The organism is Hyphomicrobium sp. 802, from assembly GCF_000526135.1.
GTDB lineage: Bacteria > Pseudomonadota > Alphaproteobacteria > Rhizobiales > Hyphomicrobiaceae > Hyphomicrobium_B.
Genome location: NZ_JAFM01000001.1, coordinates 3,413,048 through 3,428,644 on the forward strand (window position 1 = coordinate 3,413,048; position 15,597 = coordinate 3,428,644).

12 protein-coding genes are annotated in these 15,597 nt (G+C 55.3%); 10 read left to right on the forward strand and 2 right to left on the reverse strand.

The annotated features are described in order from the left end of the window. Nucleotides 1–154 precede the first annotated feature (154 nt). The gene (locus HYP802_RS0117320) at nt 155–811 is read left to right on the forward strand and encodes an HD domain-containing protein (protein ID WP_013948662.1); all 657 of its coding nucleotides are present in this window, start codon (nt 155–157) and stop codon (nt 809–811) included. 231 nt (nt 812–1,042) lie between these two features. Here the strand turns inward: HYP802_RS0117320 and HYP802_RS0117325 are convergent, their stop codons facing one another. Further along, nucleotides 1,043–2,956: a PAS domain-containing hybrid sensor histidine kinase/response regulator gene (locus HYP802_RS0117325; protein WP_024276230.1), complete on the reverse strand. Its 1,914-nt coding sequence runs from the start codon at nt 2,954–2,956 to the stop codon at nt 1,043–1,045. Nucleotides 2,957–3,350: 394 nt separating this feature from the next. After that, nucleotides 3,351–3,806 carry a cytochrome c gene (locus tag HYP802_RS23315; RefSeq protein WP_155831260.1) on the reverse strand — a complete coding sequence of 152 codons (456 nt, stop codon included), beginning with the start codon at nt 3,804–3,806 and terminating at the stop codon, nt 3,351–3,353. A 323-nt stretch (nt 3,807–4,129) separates the two neighbouring features. Between HYP802_RS23315 and HYP802_RS0117340 the strand changes: the two genes are divergently transcribed. The 9 genes from HYP802_RS0117340 to HYP802_RS0117380 all read left to right on the forward strand — a co-directional run bounded on the left by HYP802_RS0117340 (nt 4,130) and on the right by HYP802_RS0117380 (nt 15,281). Further along, nucleotides 4,130–5,230 (forward strand): HlyD family efflux transporter periplasmic adaptor subunit, encoded by a 1,101-nt coding sequence (locus tag HYP802_RS0117340; RefSeq protein WP_013948665.1) that lies wholly within the window; start codon nt 4,130–4,132, stop codon nt 5,228–5,230. Beyond that, complete coding sequence (rbbA, locus tag HYP802_RS0117345; protein WP_013948666.1) at nt 5,227–7,980, forward strand: ribosome-associated ATPase/putative transporter RbbA; 2,754 nt, start codon at nt 5,227–5,229, stop codon at nt 7,978–7,980. Before HYP802_RS0117340 ends, rbbA begins: the two co-directional genes overlap by 4 nt. Before the next feature lie 6 nt (nt 7,981–7,986). After that, the gene (locus HYP802_RS0117350; RefSeq protein WP_013948667.1) at nt 7,987–9,114 is read left to right on the forward strand and encodes an ABC transporter permease; all 1,128 of its coding nucleotides are present in this window, start codon (nt 7,987–7,989) and stop codon (nt 9,112–9,114) included. A 287-nt stretch (nt 9,115–9,401) separates the two neighbouring features. After that, nucleotides 9,402–10,388 (forward strand): ABC transporter substrate-binding protein, encoded by a 987-nt coding sequence (locus HYP802_RS0117355; protein ID WP_013948669.1) that lies wholly within the window; start codon nt 9,402–9,404, stop codon nt 10,386–10,388. Further along, complete coding sequence (locus tag HYP802_RS0117360) at nt 10,375–11,409, forward strand: ABC transporter permease subunit (RefSeq protein ID WP_024276232.1); 1,035 nt, start codon at nt 10,375–10,377, stop codon at nt 11,407–11,409. Before HYP802_RS0117355 ends, HYP802_RS0117360 begins: the two co-directional genes overlap by 14 nt. A gap of 5 nt (nt 11,410–11,414) precedes the next feature. Continuing rightward, the gene (locus tag HYP802_RS0117365; protein WP_024276233.1) at nt 11,415–12,341 is read left to right on the forward strand and encodes an ABC transporter ATP-binding protein; all 927 of its coding nucleotides are present in this window, start codon (nt 11,415–11,417) and stop codon (nt 12,339–12,341) included. An 84-nt stretch (nt 12,342–12,425) separates the two neighbouring features. After that, nucleotides 12,426–13,805 carry a type III glutamate--ammonia ligase gene (gene glnT / locus HYP802_RS0117370; RefSeq protein WP_013948672.1) on the forward strand — a complete coding sequence of 460 codons (1,380 nt, stop codon included), beginning with the start codon at nt 12,426–12,428 and terminating at the stop codon, nt 13,803–13,805. 90 nt (nt 13,806–13,895) lie between these two features. After that, on the forward strand, nt 13,896–14,438 hold the full coding sequence (gene nikR / locus HYP802_RS22500) for a nickel-responsive transcriptional regulator NikR (protein ID WP_024276234.1): 543 nt from the start codon (nt 13,896–13,898) through the stop codon (nt 14,436–14,438). Nucleotides 14,439–14,492: 54 nt separating this feature from the next. After that, nucleotides 14,493–15,281 carry a creatininase family protein gene (locus HYP802_RS0117380; protein ID WP_013948674.1) on the forward strand — a complete coding sequence of 263 codons (789 nt, stop codon included), beginning with the start codon at nt 14,493–14,495 and terminating at the stop codon, nt 15,279–15,281. Nucleotides 15,282–15,597 lie beyond the last annotated feature (316 nt).

Consider the following 15,597-nt stretch of genomic DNA (forward strand, 5'->3'; position numbering starts at 1 on the left):
CCGCCCAACTTCCCTTGTCATAGGTCTCTCAGGGCATCGGCAGAATATCGTCGAAAATTGGCAGCTTTTCAACGAACGTTATGATTGCTGCCACGCGGCCGAATGGGGCAACAACGTCCGCACAAATTATAGAGATGAGGAAAGGCTTCAAACCATGTCGGATAGGCTGGAAACCACGAGCATTGAAGGCGTCAAGGTGCCCGACAGCAAGCTCGGCAGAGCTATAACCGAGTTCGTCCGCGACACCGAAAGCGACCTACTCTTCAATCATTCCAGCCGCGTCTACTTCTTTGCTGCCATTGCAGGCGGGCAGCGAGAACTCACTTTCAATTCCGAGCTTCTCTACGCCGCAGCGATGTTTCATGACGTCGGCCTCGTGCCCAAACACAGCAGCTCGAATCTTCGTTTCGAAGTAGACGGAGCTAATGCTGCTCGCGAGTTTCTCAGGAGCTATAATGTCGATCCGTCCGACATAGAAAAAGTCTGGACGGCCATTGCGCTGCATACGACACCGGGCGTGCCTGAGTTCATGCATCCAATCGTTGCACTGACGACCGCAGGTGTCGAAATGGACGTTCTAGGCTTGACCTATGGGCAATATTCCGATGACACCCGAGAGGCTGTGGTGAAGGCCTATCCGCGCCCGGCTCATTTCAAGGAAGATATCATTCAAGCCTTCTACGACGGCATCAAACACAAGCCTGATACGACATTTGGCAACGTTAAGGCTGATGTCATTGCCGACAAGGTGCCTCACTTCCATCGAGGAAACTTCTGCTCGGTGATCCGCGAGTCGCGATGGAAGGCTTGACATTCGCAATGGCGGTGCGGAGGATTCTTTCCTTATCGTCTAGCGAACTTGCGAGCCATTAACTTGAAGCCACGCTGCCCCAACAGTTTGACGAATATATTTGGATCGACCGGACGAGCGCTGTGAAACCCATCGAGGGCATTGAACTCGAAAGCATGCCTGAGACTTACCTATTCGGGCTTTAGCTGACATCGTGTCCGGTAGCGCAAATAAGCTTGAAAAACACGCCGGTCATAGGCAGTCTCGAAGCGCCTGCGCGAGGTCTGCCTGCCTGTACGGTTTGCGGAGCACATGAAACGCATCATTGGTGCTATTAAGGTCGGATGCGAACTCCGTGTCGTACCCTGAGGTCAGTAAGATCTTCGTACCGGAACTCGCGACGCGGACCCGGGAGCCAAGTTCATAGCCGCTCATGCCCCCAGGCATCACCACATCGCTGAAGAGAATATCGAAGCTTTCCTCGGAAATTTTTTGCAGCGCGCTGGCGCCGGAATCGGCTTCCTCAACGGTATATCCCAATCTTCGAATTCGCTCGGCCACAAGCTGTCGAAGTTCGGGGTTATCTTCGACAACAAGAACCTTTAAGTTGGCAGGAGGGATAGCCTGTTTTTCTGTTTCTTGCAGATTTCGCCGCACTTCCATCGCCACGCGTGGCAGATAGAGATTGACCACGGTCCCCTTTCCGAGTTCGCTATAGATGGTGACATTACCGCCTGATTGTTTGACAAAGCCGTGAATGCTTGAAAGCCCGAGACCTGTACCTTTACCGGTACCCTTGGTCGTGAAGAACGGCTCGAAGGCGCGCTTCACGATTTCCGGTGACATTCCCTCGCCATTGTCGGCCACTGTTATACGTATGTAATCCCCCGCCGGGATGCCGTATTCTTCGAGAACGTCATCGGATGACAGCTGGAGATTAGCGGTCTCGATGCTCACACGGCCACCATGCCTCATGGCGTCTCGGGCGTTGACCGAGAGATTGAGGATCGCATTCTCAATTTCGCTGGGATCGACGCACACCATCCAGAGATCTTGTGCGAAGTTCGTCGATAGCGAGACGGTTTCTCCCAGGGCCCTTTCGAGCATTTCAACCATCGAGGTGATGTAGGTGTTGAGCTGGAGGACGGCTGGCTCCAGTTTTCTCTGACGGGAAAAGCTCAGCAGGCGGCGCGTCAGACGCGCGCCCATTTCCCCAGCTTCTAGCGCGCGCCGGCAGTAATCGTGTTTCTCTGCAACATCGGAGGTTTCGAAAACTTGCTCGAGGTTTCCGAGGACAATCGTCAAGATGTTGTTGAAATCATGCGCGACGCCGCCCGTCAGTTGGCCGAGCGCATCAAGCCGTTGCGACCGGTGGAGTGCCTCCGTCTGCGCAACCTGCTTGGTCAAATCGCGGAAGGAACGCATATGCCCGAGGATCTGTCCATCGCGGGCGGTGACAGAGGTTGCAACGACCTCGGCCGGAAAAACCTTTCCGTCTTTGCGGCGGCAGTTAACCGCCAGTGGATCGAGGCCCGTCGAGCCCGCGAGAGAGGCTTTCCAGACCCGCTCAAAGTCATAGTCGGTCTCGTAGAGGAGCTGGGAGCGCTGGCCCACGAGCTCGGCTTCATCGTAGCCAAAAACCGATTTCACGGCAGGATTTGCGAGAAAAATCCGCCGGCCATTGTCCGTCAGAACGAGCGCGCGTGGTGTATCCTTGATGATGGCATCGAAAAGCACTTGCTGGCGTTCGCTTTCTTCTTGTGAGCGCCTCTCCAGTGTGAGGTCACGCACGATGCCCGCAAAATGCGCCTTGCCGTCGATCTGATATTCACTGACCGAGAGATGCATGGGAAAGGTCGAGCCATCCCGTCGCCGCCCAAAAACCTCGCGTCCGATGCCAATAATCTTGCGACGGCCCGTATGACGGTACTGCCGGAGATAGTCGTCGTGCCGCTCCGAATCGGGTACCGGCATCAGCATACTGACATTCGCACCGATTAGCTCCGCGTTCGTATAACCGAACAGTCTTGCGGCCGCCGGGTTGACACTCGTGATGAGGCCCAGACCATCGATAGAAATGACTGCATCGATCGCGGACTGAAATACCGCTGCAAGATGATCGAGTGATGCCTCTGGGGCAGAGTCGTCAGCAGCAATTGGCGACATAGCAAAAGGTCCAGGTGCCGAAAAATGAACGCTGTCAATTCTGATCTGGCGCAAGCTTACGTCAAGAGCAAAATTTGCACTTCGGCCGTGGCGGCAGTCGCAAATGCGGCAACTTCAATGGAGTAAGCGACGTTGGGGGCGATCCGCGCACCACTCGTCGCAAGGGGGGAAATAAAATGAGGACCTCGGAGGGGCGAGATCCTCGAAATTTTTGGCGCAGTGAATTTGAGATGATTTGCTGGGGGAACCTTACCGTCTCTAGCGCTCTCGGTGCTGCGGGTTGGCGAAAGCGCTCGGGTCGAAGGCAACGAAACAGTTACCGTCGCGTATTCGCAAACGGCAAACGCCTGGCGTTTAGTCTCATTTCTGCAGCTTTTCCTGTCTTCTCAGCCAGCTATTTTTTCTGGAGGGCTTCGATATAGTTTTTGAGGTTGATGACAGCGATGCGCGAATAGGCGGCGCCGACTTTTCCGCCCTCGCCTTCAATGCTAAAGATCAAGCCCCAAATTGGCATGGCGCTCGTACCATGTCCGGAGATCTCGCCTCCATAGCGGATGATCTCGACGATACGCTGTGCATCAAATTTTCCATTAGCACGTCTGCTTAGCGTGGTTAGATCTGCCGGCTTTACGGTCAGAACGCTGGCCATAGGTCCGTCTCCCGCGCCATTATCGCCATGGCACTGAGCACAGTGGTGAAGAAAAAGTTCTCGCCCTGAGGGAACTTCAGCCTCTCCAATCGGCGCGGAGACGGCAATGGTACTGGCGACACACAGCATAGCAAACGCGCCAATAATCGCAGGGACCGTGAATCGGCTTTGGTTTAAACTGATCATTGCTGCGATACCCAAAAGGACGTCTCCAAGATTAGACGCATAAAAACAAATGACCCGAGGCGGTGGTTCAAACGTTGACGAACATCAAGCAACGAGAATTATCCTAGCATTAGCCGGAGCGTGGCAGAGGAAATTTGTTCCAAGTCAACGCTCTCATCCATGGGCAAGGTTAAGCGTCAACTTGAAATAGGTAAGGGGCAAGTAAGCATGTGGCGGGATTGTCGGGCACACGCACCTCGTAGCCAATGTTTATTTGGAAATGCTCGTGCCGACAGACGAGAACGATTGCCCAGCAAAACGCCTTCTAACCGTGCATTGAGCGAAGTGAGCAATCCATCATGCAATCCGAGCAAAATGCAGAGAAAGAAGCAATTGCTCTAAAAGAACTGCCGTCGTCTCATCGACAGCTCGTTCCCGTAACAGCAAAATTGCCCGTTCCAGCAGAGAACATCTCGACGGGCCCATTCGGCCGCTGGCGGAAGATCCTGGCGGTTCTCGCCGTCATCATAGCCATAGGCGGCGCCGGTTATTGGTGGATGCACAGGGTGCCTCCGCTTCCTCCTGGGATCGTTATGGGCAATGGGCGAATTGAAGCTGACCCGATCGACATAGCGACAAAATTTGCAGGGCGGGTTCTTGAATTGCGCGTTGACGAGGGCGCCAGGGTAACGGCCGGCCAAGTTCTTGCCGTCATGGATACGCGCGACCTGGATGCGTCGCTAAAAAAAGCAGAAGCTCAGGCAGAACAGGCAAAGAAGAGCATCAGCGAGGCAAAAGCGCTCCTCAATCAGCAGCATACTCAAGTTGTGCTCGCGCAGCAGGAGATGGACCGCGCCGAGTCGTTGTTAAAATCCGGCTGGGTCACGAAGCAGACCTATGATCAGCGCCAGCAGACGCTCAACTCGTCCAAAGCCGGAGAACTCGCGGCGCAAGCGCGTGTCACCGAGGCAGAGCATGCGCTGGACGCAGCCAATCATGACGCCGAACTCTATCGCGTGAATATTGCGGACAATACCCTCGTTGCACCGCGAGACGGCCGAATTGCTTATCGCATCGCCAATACGGGAGAGGTCCTCGCGGCTGGAGGCAAAGTCTTCACTATGCTGGACTTCGGTTACGTTTACATGGACGTATATCTTCCAACACTCGAGGCCGGCAAAATCAGAATCGGAGACGACGCCCGCATCGTGCTCGATGCATATCCAGACCATCCCATTCCCGCGAACGTGACATTTATTGCTGATCAGGCGCAATTTACACCGAAAATGGTCGAGACGCAGACCGAACGAGACAAGCTAATGTTCCGGGTGCGCGTGCGTATCGATCCAGCGCGCTCGGAAGCTCATGCGGACTACGTCCGGAGCGGCTTACCGGGAGTCGCTTACGTTCGAACCGATACCAAGACTGAGTGGCCGGAACGCCTGAAAGCTGGATCATGACGATGGCGGACGGGGCAGCAGTTGCTCGTCTCGAACGCGTGACCCACAGATATGGCGGCATCCTCGCGCTCGACGACCTAACAATCGAGATTCCGGCCGGCCAAATGGTCGGCCTTATTGGGCCGGACGGCGTCGGTAAATCGACGTTGCTTGCGCTAGTCTCGGGCGCGCGCATGCTTCAATCGGGGCACGTCACGGTCTTGAACGCGGATATGTCCAAGGCCGTGGACCGCGAGGCAGTCTGTCCGCGTATCGCTTACATGCCGCAAGGCCTCGGCAAGAACCTCTATCCTGATCTCAGCGTGCGCGAAAACATCGAATTTTTTGCCCGGCTCTTTGGTCAGGGGCGGCGCCAGCGCGAAGAACGCATCCCCAAACTTCTCGATAGCACGGGTCTCGGACCTTTCGCCGATCGGCCGGCGCAAAAACTTTCGGGCGGCATGCGCCAGAAGCTTGGCCTCTGCTGCTCGCTCATTCACGATCCGGATCTTTTGATACTCGATGAGCCGACAACAGGCGTCGATCCGCTATCGCGGCGGCAATTCTGGGAGCTTATCCAGCGGATGCGCGAGCATCGCGGGGGCATGAGCGTCTTAGTTGCAACAGCCTATATGGAGGAAGCCGAGCGCTTCGATTGGCTGATCGCGATGAATGCCGGGAAGATCCTTACGGTGGGATCCCCAAGCGACATCAAGGAGAGAACCGGCGCGGGCGCAATCGAGGAAGCCTTCATTGACCTGCTTCCTCCGGAGGCGAAGTTAGACCATCGCACTCCGACGATCCCGCCGCGTCAGAGCATTGCCGATGGTGCGGTGATCGTCGCCCGTAATCTCACACGCCGGTTCGGTGACTTCACTGCGGTTGACCACGTAAGCTTCGATATAGAACGTGGAGAGATTTTCGGATTCGTCGGATCGAATGGTTGCGGCAAATCTACAACGATGAAAATGCTCACGGGTCTCCTGCCCTCGACCGAAGGCAGCGCGATGCTTTTCGGAGAACCCGTCAACGCAGACGACATAAGTTCCCGCATGCGCGTAGGTTACATGTCGCAATCGTTTTCGCTTTATGGCGAATTGACTGTCCGTCAGAACCTCGAGCTTCACGCCCGACTATTTCATCTTCCGGCTGGATCGATCGAGGGCCGGATTGCTTACCTTGTCCGGCGCTTTGGCCTGTCAGAGCACATGAATAAACTGGCGGAAGATCTTCCGCTTGGAATCCGTCAGCGGCTGTCGCTCGCGGTGGCCGTGGTTCATGAGCCGGAGCTTCTCATTCTCGATGAACCTACATCGGGCGTAGATCCGATCGCGAGAGACCAGTTCTGGGAATTGCTGATCGAGCTGTCGAGAAAGAATGGAGTGACGATCTTCGTCTCGACCCACTTCATGAACGAAGCGGCGCGATGCGACCGTATCTCTCTTATGGACGCCGGACGCGTTCTGGCAACAGACACTCCAGCCAAACTGATCGAAGCGCGTCACGCGACGACACTCGAAGATGCCTTTATTTCATACCTTGAGGAATCGGCGTCATCACGATCGCAGTCCGAGCCAGAGACGATCCTGGACGTCGGACAAAAAGGGGATATTTCCACCGCTTCACCGGGCGTATCCAGGATCTTTTCGGTGCGGCGCATGTTGGCTTACACCATAAGAGAGTCGCTCGAGCTGCTTCGCGACCCGATCCGGTTGAGCTTCGCTCTTCTCGGTACAGCATTTCTAATGCTGATTTTTGGTTTCGGCATCACGACCGATGTCAACTCATTGTCGTTCGCCGTTCTCGATCGAGACAATAGTTTTGAAAGTCGCGCTTATCTCAGTGAGCTGCGAGGCTCGCGCTATTTCGTCGAACAAGAGCCCTTCAAGAATGAGGATGAGTTGCAGAGCCGGCTAAAAAGCGGCGCTGTCACAGCGACGATCGAGATTCCGCCGGGCTTCGGGCGCGATATACGACGCGGGAGGCCAACCGAGGTTGGCGTCTGGATTGACGGCGCGATGCCGTTCAGAGCCGAAACTATTCACGGCTATATTGAGGGCGTGCACCAGCAGTTCCTTTCCGATCCCGCAATCCGAGGTCACGTTGGCCTTGCAGATACGGACACGCCCGCGGATATAGAGATCCGCTTCCGCTACAATCAGGACTTCGATAGCATTTATGCGATGGTCCCCTCGACGATCGCAATGCAACTGGCGCTGATCCCTGCGATTTTGATGGCGCTCGCTATCGTCCGCGAGAAGGAGCTGGGTTCCATAACCAATCTTTACGTGACGCCGGTAACGCGGCTTGAGTTCCTGATTGGAAAGCAGCTTCCGTACATCGCGATAGCAATGCTCAATTTCTTCATACTCTTTCTGATGGCCATCTTTATTTTTGATGTGCCGCTCAAGGGAAGCTTTTTAGCACTACTAGTTGGATCGCTCATCTATGTTACTGCGACGACGGGCTATGGGATGGTCATCTCCTCCTTCACGGGAACGCAAATTGCGGCCTTGTTCGGGACTTCTATTTTGACTGTCCTGCCAGCGACGATGTTTTCCGGCATGATGACGCCCGTTTCGTCGATCACCGGTTTTGGAGCGATATTGGGCCGTCTTTTTCCGATGACCTATTTCGTCCCGATCAGTGTGGGGGCTTTTACGAAGGGGCTAGGGTTCCCGGATCTTGCGCGATACATCGCGACACTTGCGCTTTTCGTCCCTGCCTTAACCTCAATCAGCCTGTTCCTTCTGCGTAAGCAAGAAAAGTGATCGGCCATGCGTAAGCTTTCGAATATCTATTGGCTTGGCTTGAAAGAGTTACGCAGCTTCTTTCGCGATTGGGTCCTCCTCGCGCTCGTCACATATTCGTTCTCTATCGCTGTAATGGCGCAGGCCCAGAGCAATTCACAAGAGCTGCACAACGCTTCGATCGCCATTGTGGATGAGGATCATTCGGATCTCTCTTGGCGTATCGCGGGCGCTTTTCTGCCGCCTTATTTCAAAACGCCGCAATATGTGGAAGAGCGCGACGTCGACCGGCTTATGAACACCGGACGCTACACGTTCGTCATCGACATTCCACCCCGATTCGAAAGCGATGTCCTTGGAGGGCGTAAGCCGGCCTTGCAGGTAAATGTGGACGCAACCGCGATGGTCCAGGCGGGCATTGGATCGAGCTATGCGGAGCAGATCATCTCGACCGAGATCAATAAATTTGTTTCTCGAATTGAGGATGTTCCCCCGCCCGCAGTCACGCTCTCGGTACGGATAGCCTTCAATCCTAATGTTACGACAGCTTGGTTCACTGCCGTAATGGGTATTATCAGTTCCGTGAATATGCTCGCGATCATCCTGGCGGGGGCGGCCGTCGTGCGTGAGCGTGAGCACGGAACGCTCGATCATCTTCTCGTCATGCCGCTGACGCCATTTGAAATCGCAATGTCGAAAGTGTGGGCGAACGCCGTAGTGATTACGATTGCAGTCGGCCTCTCGTTGTTTTTTGTCGTGCAGAGACTGCTCCACATTCCCATCGCAGGCTCCATACCGCTGTTTATGTGCGGCGTGATGATCTATTTGTTTTTCTCGACGGCGGTCGGGATCTTTCTTGCAACGATCGCACGTACGATGCCTCAACTCGGCCTGCTTTACATTCTCGTTGCTGTGCCGCTGAACTTGCTATCCGGCGCCAACACCCCGCTCGAAAGCATGCCTCCGTTCCTGCGCACCATCATGCAGGTATCACCGTCGACTCATTTTGTGGCGTTCGCACAGGCGATCCTTTATCGAGGCGCCGGTTTCGACGTGGTTTGGCCAAGATTTGTTGCTGTTGGTGCGATCGGTGGAATTTTCCTATTTTTGGCTCTACTTCGGTTTCGTCGAGTTATGGCTATCGCAGGGCCTTAGTCTCCGCAGGCCTTCTTTTCAATCGATCCACTATAGGAAAGATTGGAGCCGGAACGTCTGCCACTGTCGGCATTGGGTCCGTCACGTTCCTGCGTGATGCTATGATGGATACTGCGCAGTCTTTTGGCGTGTCGACCGTCGATTGGGCAAATCCAAGCGTAGATCGCCTCTCTTATACCCTCAAAACACCGATGCAATACCCGCCGCCTCAATGGCACGCCGCTTGCTAATGACCAGTATTACGAAACATGATTTTCGTATTATCGCCTTTGCGCAGGAGGTTGAGAATGGCGCGTCGATTACGCATCCGTGAACTCGCAGTCTTGGCAGTTTCAATGTTCGCAGTATCTGCGGCAAACGCCTGGGCCGAACCTTTGAAAATTGGCTACAGCGATTGGCCTGGTTGGGTGGCGTGGCAGGTCGCAATTGACAAAGGATGGTTCAAAGAAGCCGGTGTCGACGTCGATTTCGAATGGTTCGACTACGTGCCATCGATGGACGCATTTTCTGCCGGGAAGCTCGACGGCGTGACTGTGACGAATGGCGATGCACTCGTCATGGGTGGATCGGGCACCAAGAACACGATGATCATGCTGACCGATTACTCCAACGGCAATGACATGATTGTTGGAGTTCCAGGAATTAAGTCGCTGAAGGACCTCAAGGGGAAAAAAGTCGGGATCGAAGTTGGCTTCGTCGAGCACTTACTGCTGCTGAACGGCCTTGAGAAAAACGGCATGACGGAATCGGATGTCACGCTCGTCAACACCAAGACAAATGAGACACCTCAAACCCTTGCTTCCGGCGAGGTTTCCGCGATTGGCGCATGGCAGCCGAACTCAGGTCAGGCGATGAAGCAAGTACCGGGATCCACGCCAATCTATACGTCGGCTGACGAGCCCGGCCTGATTTACGACGTCATCACTGTCAACCCGACGAGTCTGGCGACGCGAAAAGCGGATTGGGAAAAGGTCATCAAGGTCTGGGATCGGGTTGTTAAATACATCAACGATCCCGCGACAGTCGATGATGCAGCGAAAATCATGGCCGCACGAGTTGGCCTGAAGCCAGAGGAATATAAACCTCTGATCGCCGGAACAAAGCTGCTCGATGTGGCGGCCGCAAAAAAGGTCTTTGTGAAAGCCAAAGGCTTCGGATCGCTTTACGGCTCGTCCGAAATCGCTAACGACTTCAACACGAAATACGCTGTCTACAAGGACAAGCTCGACGTCGACAGCTTCATCGATCCGTCGCTTACCAATGCACAGCCCTAACGTCGGCGTCGTCGCCGCTCCTGCCGTTACGGCGGGGGCGGCGCCACAACAGCGTACGTCGACGCGGCGCTGGTTTGTGGTCGGACGCCCCCTTTCTCCCACGTCGCGCGTCACGCTCGGCATCCTGTCGTTCGTATTGCCAGTGCTCCTCTGGTGCGTCGTCAGTTATGTGCCGTTCGTCTGGCATCCACTGGTCGTCGTCACGCAACCCGGCGGGGTGAGTTATTTCAGGCCCGGCATGCGGGTTCAGCAAGACGCATTCGATCAGCAGGTTGCGGCTATGGAGAAAGCCGGTCTTGCGAAGCCTGAGGGCAATCCGGCAAATCCGGTTTATCTTCCGGCGCCGCATGAAGTCGCGATCGCGATGTTCACGGCGTTCTCGACACCTCCCCAGACGCGAGACGGTCAATGGCTGCACGAAAGCCTTTGGCACAGCATCACGATCATTTTCTGGGGATTTCTAATCTCATCTCTCATCGGCGTCCCGCTCGGCGTATTGTGCGGTGCCTATTCCGGCATCTCGCGGCTGATCGAGCCGTTCACCGAGTTCGTTCGCTATCTTCCGGCGCCCGCATTCGGAGCTCTGGCTGTTGCGATCCTGGGTATCTATGACGGCCCCAAGATCGCAATCATCGTTATCGGAACTTTATTCCAGCAGATTCTGATTATCGCGAACACGACCAGAAAACTCGACTTCGGATTGATCGAAGCTGCGTTGACACTCGGCGCTAAAGGCCGGGCAATCCTGACGCGCGTCGTCGTTCCCGGCATCATGCCGGACCTCTATCGCGACCAACGCATCCTGCTTGGGTGGGCGTGGACATATCTCATCGTCGCGGAATTGATCGGCACCTCTTCCGGCATAACCTGGTTCATCACGCAGCAGGCGCGATACCAGCATTTCGCCAACGTCTACGCCGCCATCATCATGATCGGCATCATCGGCCTCGGCGTCGACATGGTGCTCGCGCGGGTCGGACGGCGTCTTTTCCCCTGGGACCAAGCAACGAAGCGGAGTTAGCGCTGATGCAGGACATGAGTTCGCTTCCGGTACTCGAGCAATCGCTGGCGGTGCACGATCGATTCCAGCGGCTCAAGGCGCGCGACGTTATTCTGGAGGTGCGCAATCTCAGCAAAACGTTTTTCAGCAATGGCAAAACAACGACGGCGCTGAGCGACATCAATTTCACGACGTATCGTAGGGAATTTGTTTGCGTCGTGGGCGCATCCGGATGCGGAAAATCCACCCTTATCCGGATCATCGCCGGACTCGACCAGCAAACTTCGGGTGACGTACTGCTCGACAACAAACCTGTGATCGGTCCCGGCAGTGACCGTGGAATGGTTTTTCAGGGGTACACCCTCTTTCCGTGGCTGACGGTGAAGAAAAACGTCATGTTCGGATTGGAGATGTCTTACGACGGCAAGCGGGATCCGGAGACGTCTGCTCTGCAGTGGCTCGATTTGATCGGCCTTTCGAAGTTCGCCAATCATTATCCGCACCAGCTTTCAGGCGGCATGAAACAACGCGTGGCGATTGCCCGATCGCTGGCAAATCAGCCTCGCATTCTGTTAATGGACGAGCCGTTCGGTGCACTCGACGCGCAGACGCGCAGCCGTATGCAAAGGCACCTGATGGAGATCTGGCGCAAGATCGATATCACCATCGTCTTCGTCACCCACGATCTCGATGAAGCTATTCTCCTCGCAGACCGCATCCTGGTGCTGAAGCCGCACCCGGGTGAAGTTATCGAACTGATGGAAGTGCCAGTGCCACGTTCGCGCACGCCCGAAGATTTGGCATCGCCCAGTTACGTCGCGGCGAAAGCCCGGTTGGAAATGCTAATTCATGGCAGCCAGCATGCTGCGACCGGCAGCGATAACGAAGCGGCATCCGACGAACCGTTTCCAACTTTCACGCGACTGACGGACGTGTCAGACACCATTGACTAGAGACAGCTCAAATTCGCGGAGCGTTTAGAAAAGCCATCCGCCGACGCAACCGGCATCAACAATTACCAATAAGAGGAAAAAACGATGAATGAACATACTCCAGTCGGTGCAGCGTCAGCGCTTGACGAAACGTACCAGCGGCTCAAGGCTCAGGGCGTCAAATATTGTATCGGCGCTTATGTCGATATTCACGGCGTGCCGAAAGGCAAGGTCGTCCCGATCGAGCATTTGAAGCACATGGCGAAGGGTTCAGAACTCTACACGGGATATGCGCTTGATGGACTAGGTCAGGAGCCGAACGAAGATGAGTTTGCTTCGGTCCCTGATTTTAATGGCGTCATCCAACTTCCCTGGGAGCCCAAGCTCGCATGGGCGCCAGCGGATCTCACGTTCCACGGCAAGCCCTATCCACTCAGCACACGCGTCGCACTGAAAAACCAGCTCGCAATAGCCGCCGACATGGGATTCGGCTTCAACCTCGGGATTGAATGCGAGATCTATCTGCTGAAGAAAAATGCGGATGGCAGCCTGTCGATCCCAGATCCCGACGACAAGCTCGCCAAGCCTTGCTATGACGTGCAAGGCTTCGTGAATGCATTCGGCTGGCTCGATAAGGTTGCGTCGTGCATCAACGATCTCGGCTGGGATCTCTATTCGTTCGACCACGAGGATGCCAACGGCCAATTCGAATTTGATTTCACGTATTCGGACGCCCTCACGACCTGCGATCGTCTCACCTTTTTCCGCTTCATGGCGAAGCACTACGCCAAAGAAGAAGGTCTCATCGCGACGATGATGCCGAAACCCTTCGCAAACAGAACTGGATGCGGCGCCCATTTCAACATGTCGCTTTCCGATCTCTCGACCGGGACAAATGTTTTTTCCTGCAAGCCGGAGGACGATCCGCGAGGCCTTGGCTTGACCGAAACGGGCTATCACTTCATTGGCGGAATCCTGCGCCATGGACGCGCGCTGTGCGCGGCGTATGCGCCAACGGTCAATAGCTATAAGCGACTGGTCCGCCAAGGAGCGATGGGAACATTCTCGTGGGCGCCGGTCTTCAACTCTTACGGCTCAAACAACCGAACGAATTCATTGCGTGTCCCGATGGGCGGCGGCCGATGCGAGTCACGAAACGCCGACGGCGCGGTGAATCCTTACCTCGCGGCCACGCTTGCCTTGGCAGCCGGCCTCAAAGGCGTTCGCGAGAAGATTGATCCTGGCGAGCCGAACGAAGATAACCTCTACGCAATTTCGGAATCCGAGCGTTCAGCGCGCGGCATTCAGTTCCTCCCACAGAACTTGCAAGACGCGGTTGCCGCATTCGCCAGCGATCCCTTCGTTGAGGAAACGCTTGGCAAGGAACTTCGCGACGAGTTCGTGAAATACAAAACGGCAGAATGGGAAAGCTACCATCTGTCGATCAGCAGTTGGGAGACCGAACGCTACAGCCATCTCTTCTAAGCATCGATCCTCCGGCATGATAAAGTGATTCCAACTCAGTAATTTGCCGTCCACATTTTTTATGCGGAGGCGCGCATGCCGGAGGATCCGATGTCTATAGAAACAACGAGTAACCTCGTCGCTAGGATGAGCGTGTCGTTGCCGGAGGAACAGCTGTCGGAGCTCGATGCCGTCGTTAAAGCGAAGGGTTACGCAAGCCGATCGCAGGCCATCAGCGATATGCTGCACAATTGGCTGGTTGAGCACAAACGTGAGTCCGGGACCGAAGTTATGGTCGGAACGATCACGCTTTTTTACGACAACACGGTTCGCGGCTTGCAGAAGAAGCTCGCGGATTTGCAATACGAAAACATTGCGGAGGTTATCAGCTCCCTTCACGTGCACTTGGCGGGAAATCAGACGCTAGAAGTTATTCTCGTGCAGGGACCAGCCGTGAAGCTGCAGGAACTCACGGACGAGTTGAGTACGCTTCGCGGCGTTATCTTCGGCCGAATGCAGTTGGCGGCTGCGATCATTCCGCAGCTCCATCCCCTTCCAGATGTGCCTCTTCACATCAAGAAGAGTACGAAATCATCTGCCGGGGGCAACGACGAAAAGAAGCGTACGTCATTCAAGGTTCGGAAGCATCGCTAGGAGGATGGCACTCAATCGGGTGCCTAGCAAACACATGCTTACTCGGGAAACGTCATGAATTGGGCCGATAAGACCTGGACTGAATTACCGGCGGATTTAGCCGATAGCCACGGGGCCGCAATTCTGCCTGTGGGAGCGACGGAACAACATGGTCCGCACCTCGGCACCGGCATGGACTTTATTCTAGGAGAAAAGCTCTGCCGGGCGGTCGGTGAGCGAACGCGCGTTCCGGTTCTGCCGACGCTTCCATACGGATGCTCTCTTGGGCATAGCCGGAGATGGCCCGGGACGATTGCGCTACAGCCCGTCACATTGATCACCTTAGTCAAAGAAATTGGCGATTGGGCATACCACAGCGGAGTTCGCCGTCTCTTTATTGTCAACAGTCACGTTACGAATGCGGCGCCATTGCGCTGTGCTCTCGAAATGCTGCGAGCAGATCACGATGATCTGATGGTCGCGGTTATCAACACCGCAACAGTCAGCGAACGCGTGCGTGACGCACATTTTGCCGATGCACAGGATTGGCATGCCAATGCTGCCGAGACAGCTCTTATGCTTGCGATCGCGCCGGAAATCGTGCGGGCTGAGCTTGTCCCAACGTCAGATGATCCGGATCGCACGGACAACCTCGTCTTTGCGCATCCCGTAAACAGAACGAGCGAAAACGGTGTCACTGGCAAACCAAGCCTGGCGACTGTAGAGGATGGACAAAAGCTTTTCAGCTGGATGGTGGATGACCTTTCTCAGACTATCGAGAAAGGCAAGCGTGAAGCACCGCCGCTGGATCACTCCTATTTTCATCGTGCAGACCTTGTGAAGCCGACGTCGCCCACCGTTTGATTCAAGTCAACGTCATGCTTGTGTCTGAAACTACTTATTCTCTGGCGGTGACTTTTCTTTTCCCCTCCTTCGTCACCGCTCGCGCAAGATGACGGTTATGGTCCCCCCGCCTATGCCGTAGAAACCACTGGCGCAAATGAGAAAGAGGATCTCGCCCCCCCCCCGCGAGATCCTCTCTTCTATTCCTCATCCTCGGCTTGCCGCCCCCCATCGATTGTCACCGCAGAGATGGACACGCTTTCCCCGGGGAGGTCATCGCGACGTCGGTCACGGATCGCAATGGACGGATCTTAGGATACATGCGTTCATTTCGCGA

What these genes read in the sequence shown, in the direction of transcription:
- HYP802_RS0117355 (WP_013948669.1), top strand. Translation starts at nt 9,402, where the DNA reads ATGGCGCGTCGATTACGCATCCGTGAACTCGCAGTCTTGGCAGTTTCA.
- HYP802_RS0117380 (WP_013948674.1), top strand. Translation starts at nt 14,493, where the DNA reads ATGAATTGGGCCGATAAGACCTGGACTGAATTACCGGCGGATTTAGCC.
- HYP802_RS0117365 (WP_024276233.1), top strand. Translation starts at nt 11,415, where the DNA reads ATGCAGGACATGAGTTCGCTTCCGGTACTCGAGCAATCGCTGGCGGTG.
- HYP802_RS0117320 (WP_013948662.1), top strand. Translation starts at nt 155, where the DNA reads ATGTCGGATAGGCTGGAAACCACGAGCATTGAAGGCGTCAAGGTGCCC.
- HYP802_RS0117325 (WP_024276230.1), bottom strand. Translation starts at nt 2,956, where the DNA reads ATGTCGCCAATTGCTGCTGACGACTCTGCCCCAGAGGCATCACTCGAT.
- rbbA (WP_013948666.1), top strand. Translation starts at nt 5,227, where the DNA reads ATGACGATGGCGGACGGGGCAGCAGTTGCTCGTCTCGAACGCGTGACC.
- glnT (WP_013948672.1), top strand. Translation starts at nt 12,426, where the DNA reads ATGAATGAACATACTCCAGTCGGTGCAGCGTCAGCGCTTGACGAAACG.
- nikR (WP_024276234.1), top strand. Translation starts at nt 13,896, where the DNA reads ATGTCTATAGAAACAACGAGTAACCTCGTCGCTAGGATGAGCGTGTCG.
- HYP802_RS0117340 (WP_013948665.1), top strand. Translation starts at nt 4,130, where the DNA reads ATGCAATCCGAGCAAAATGCAGAGAAAGAAGCAATTGCTCTAAAAGAA.
- HYP802_RS0117360 (WP_024276232.1), top strand. Translation starts at nt 10,375, where the DNA reads ATGCACAGCCCTAACGTCGGCGTCGTCGCCGCTCCTGCCGTTACGGCG.
- HYP802_RS0117350 (WP_013948667.1), top strand. Translation starts at nt 7,987, where the DNA reads ATGCGTAAGCTTTCGAATATCTATTGGCTTGGCTTGAAAGAGTTACGC.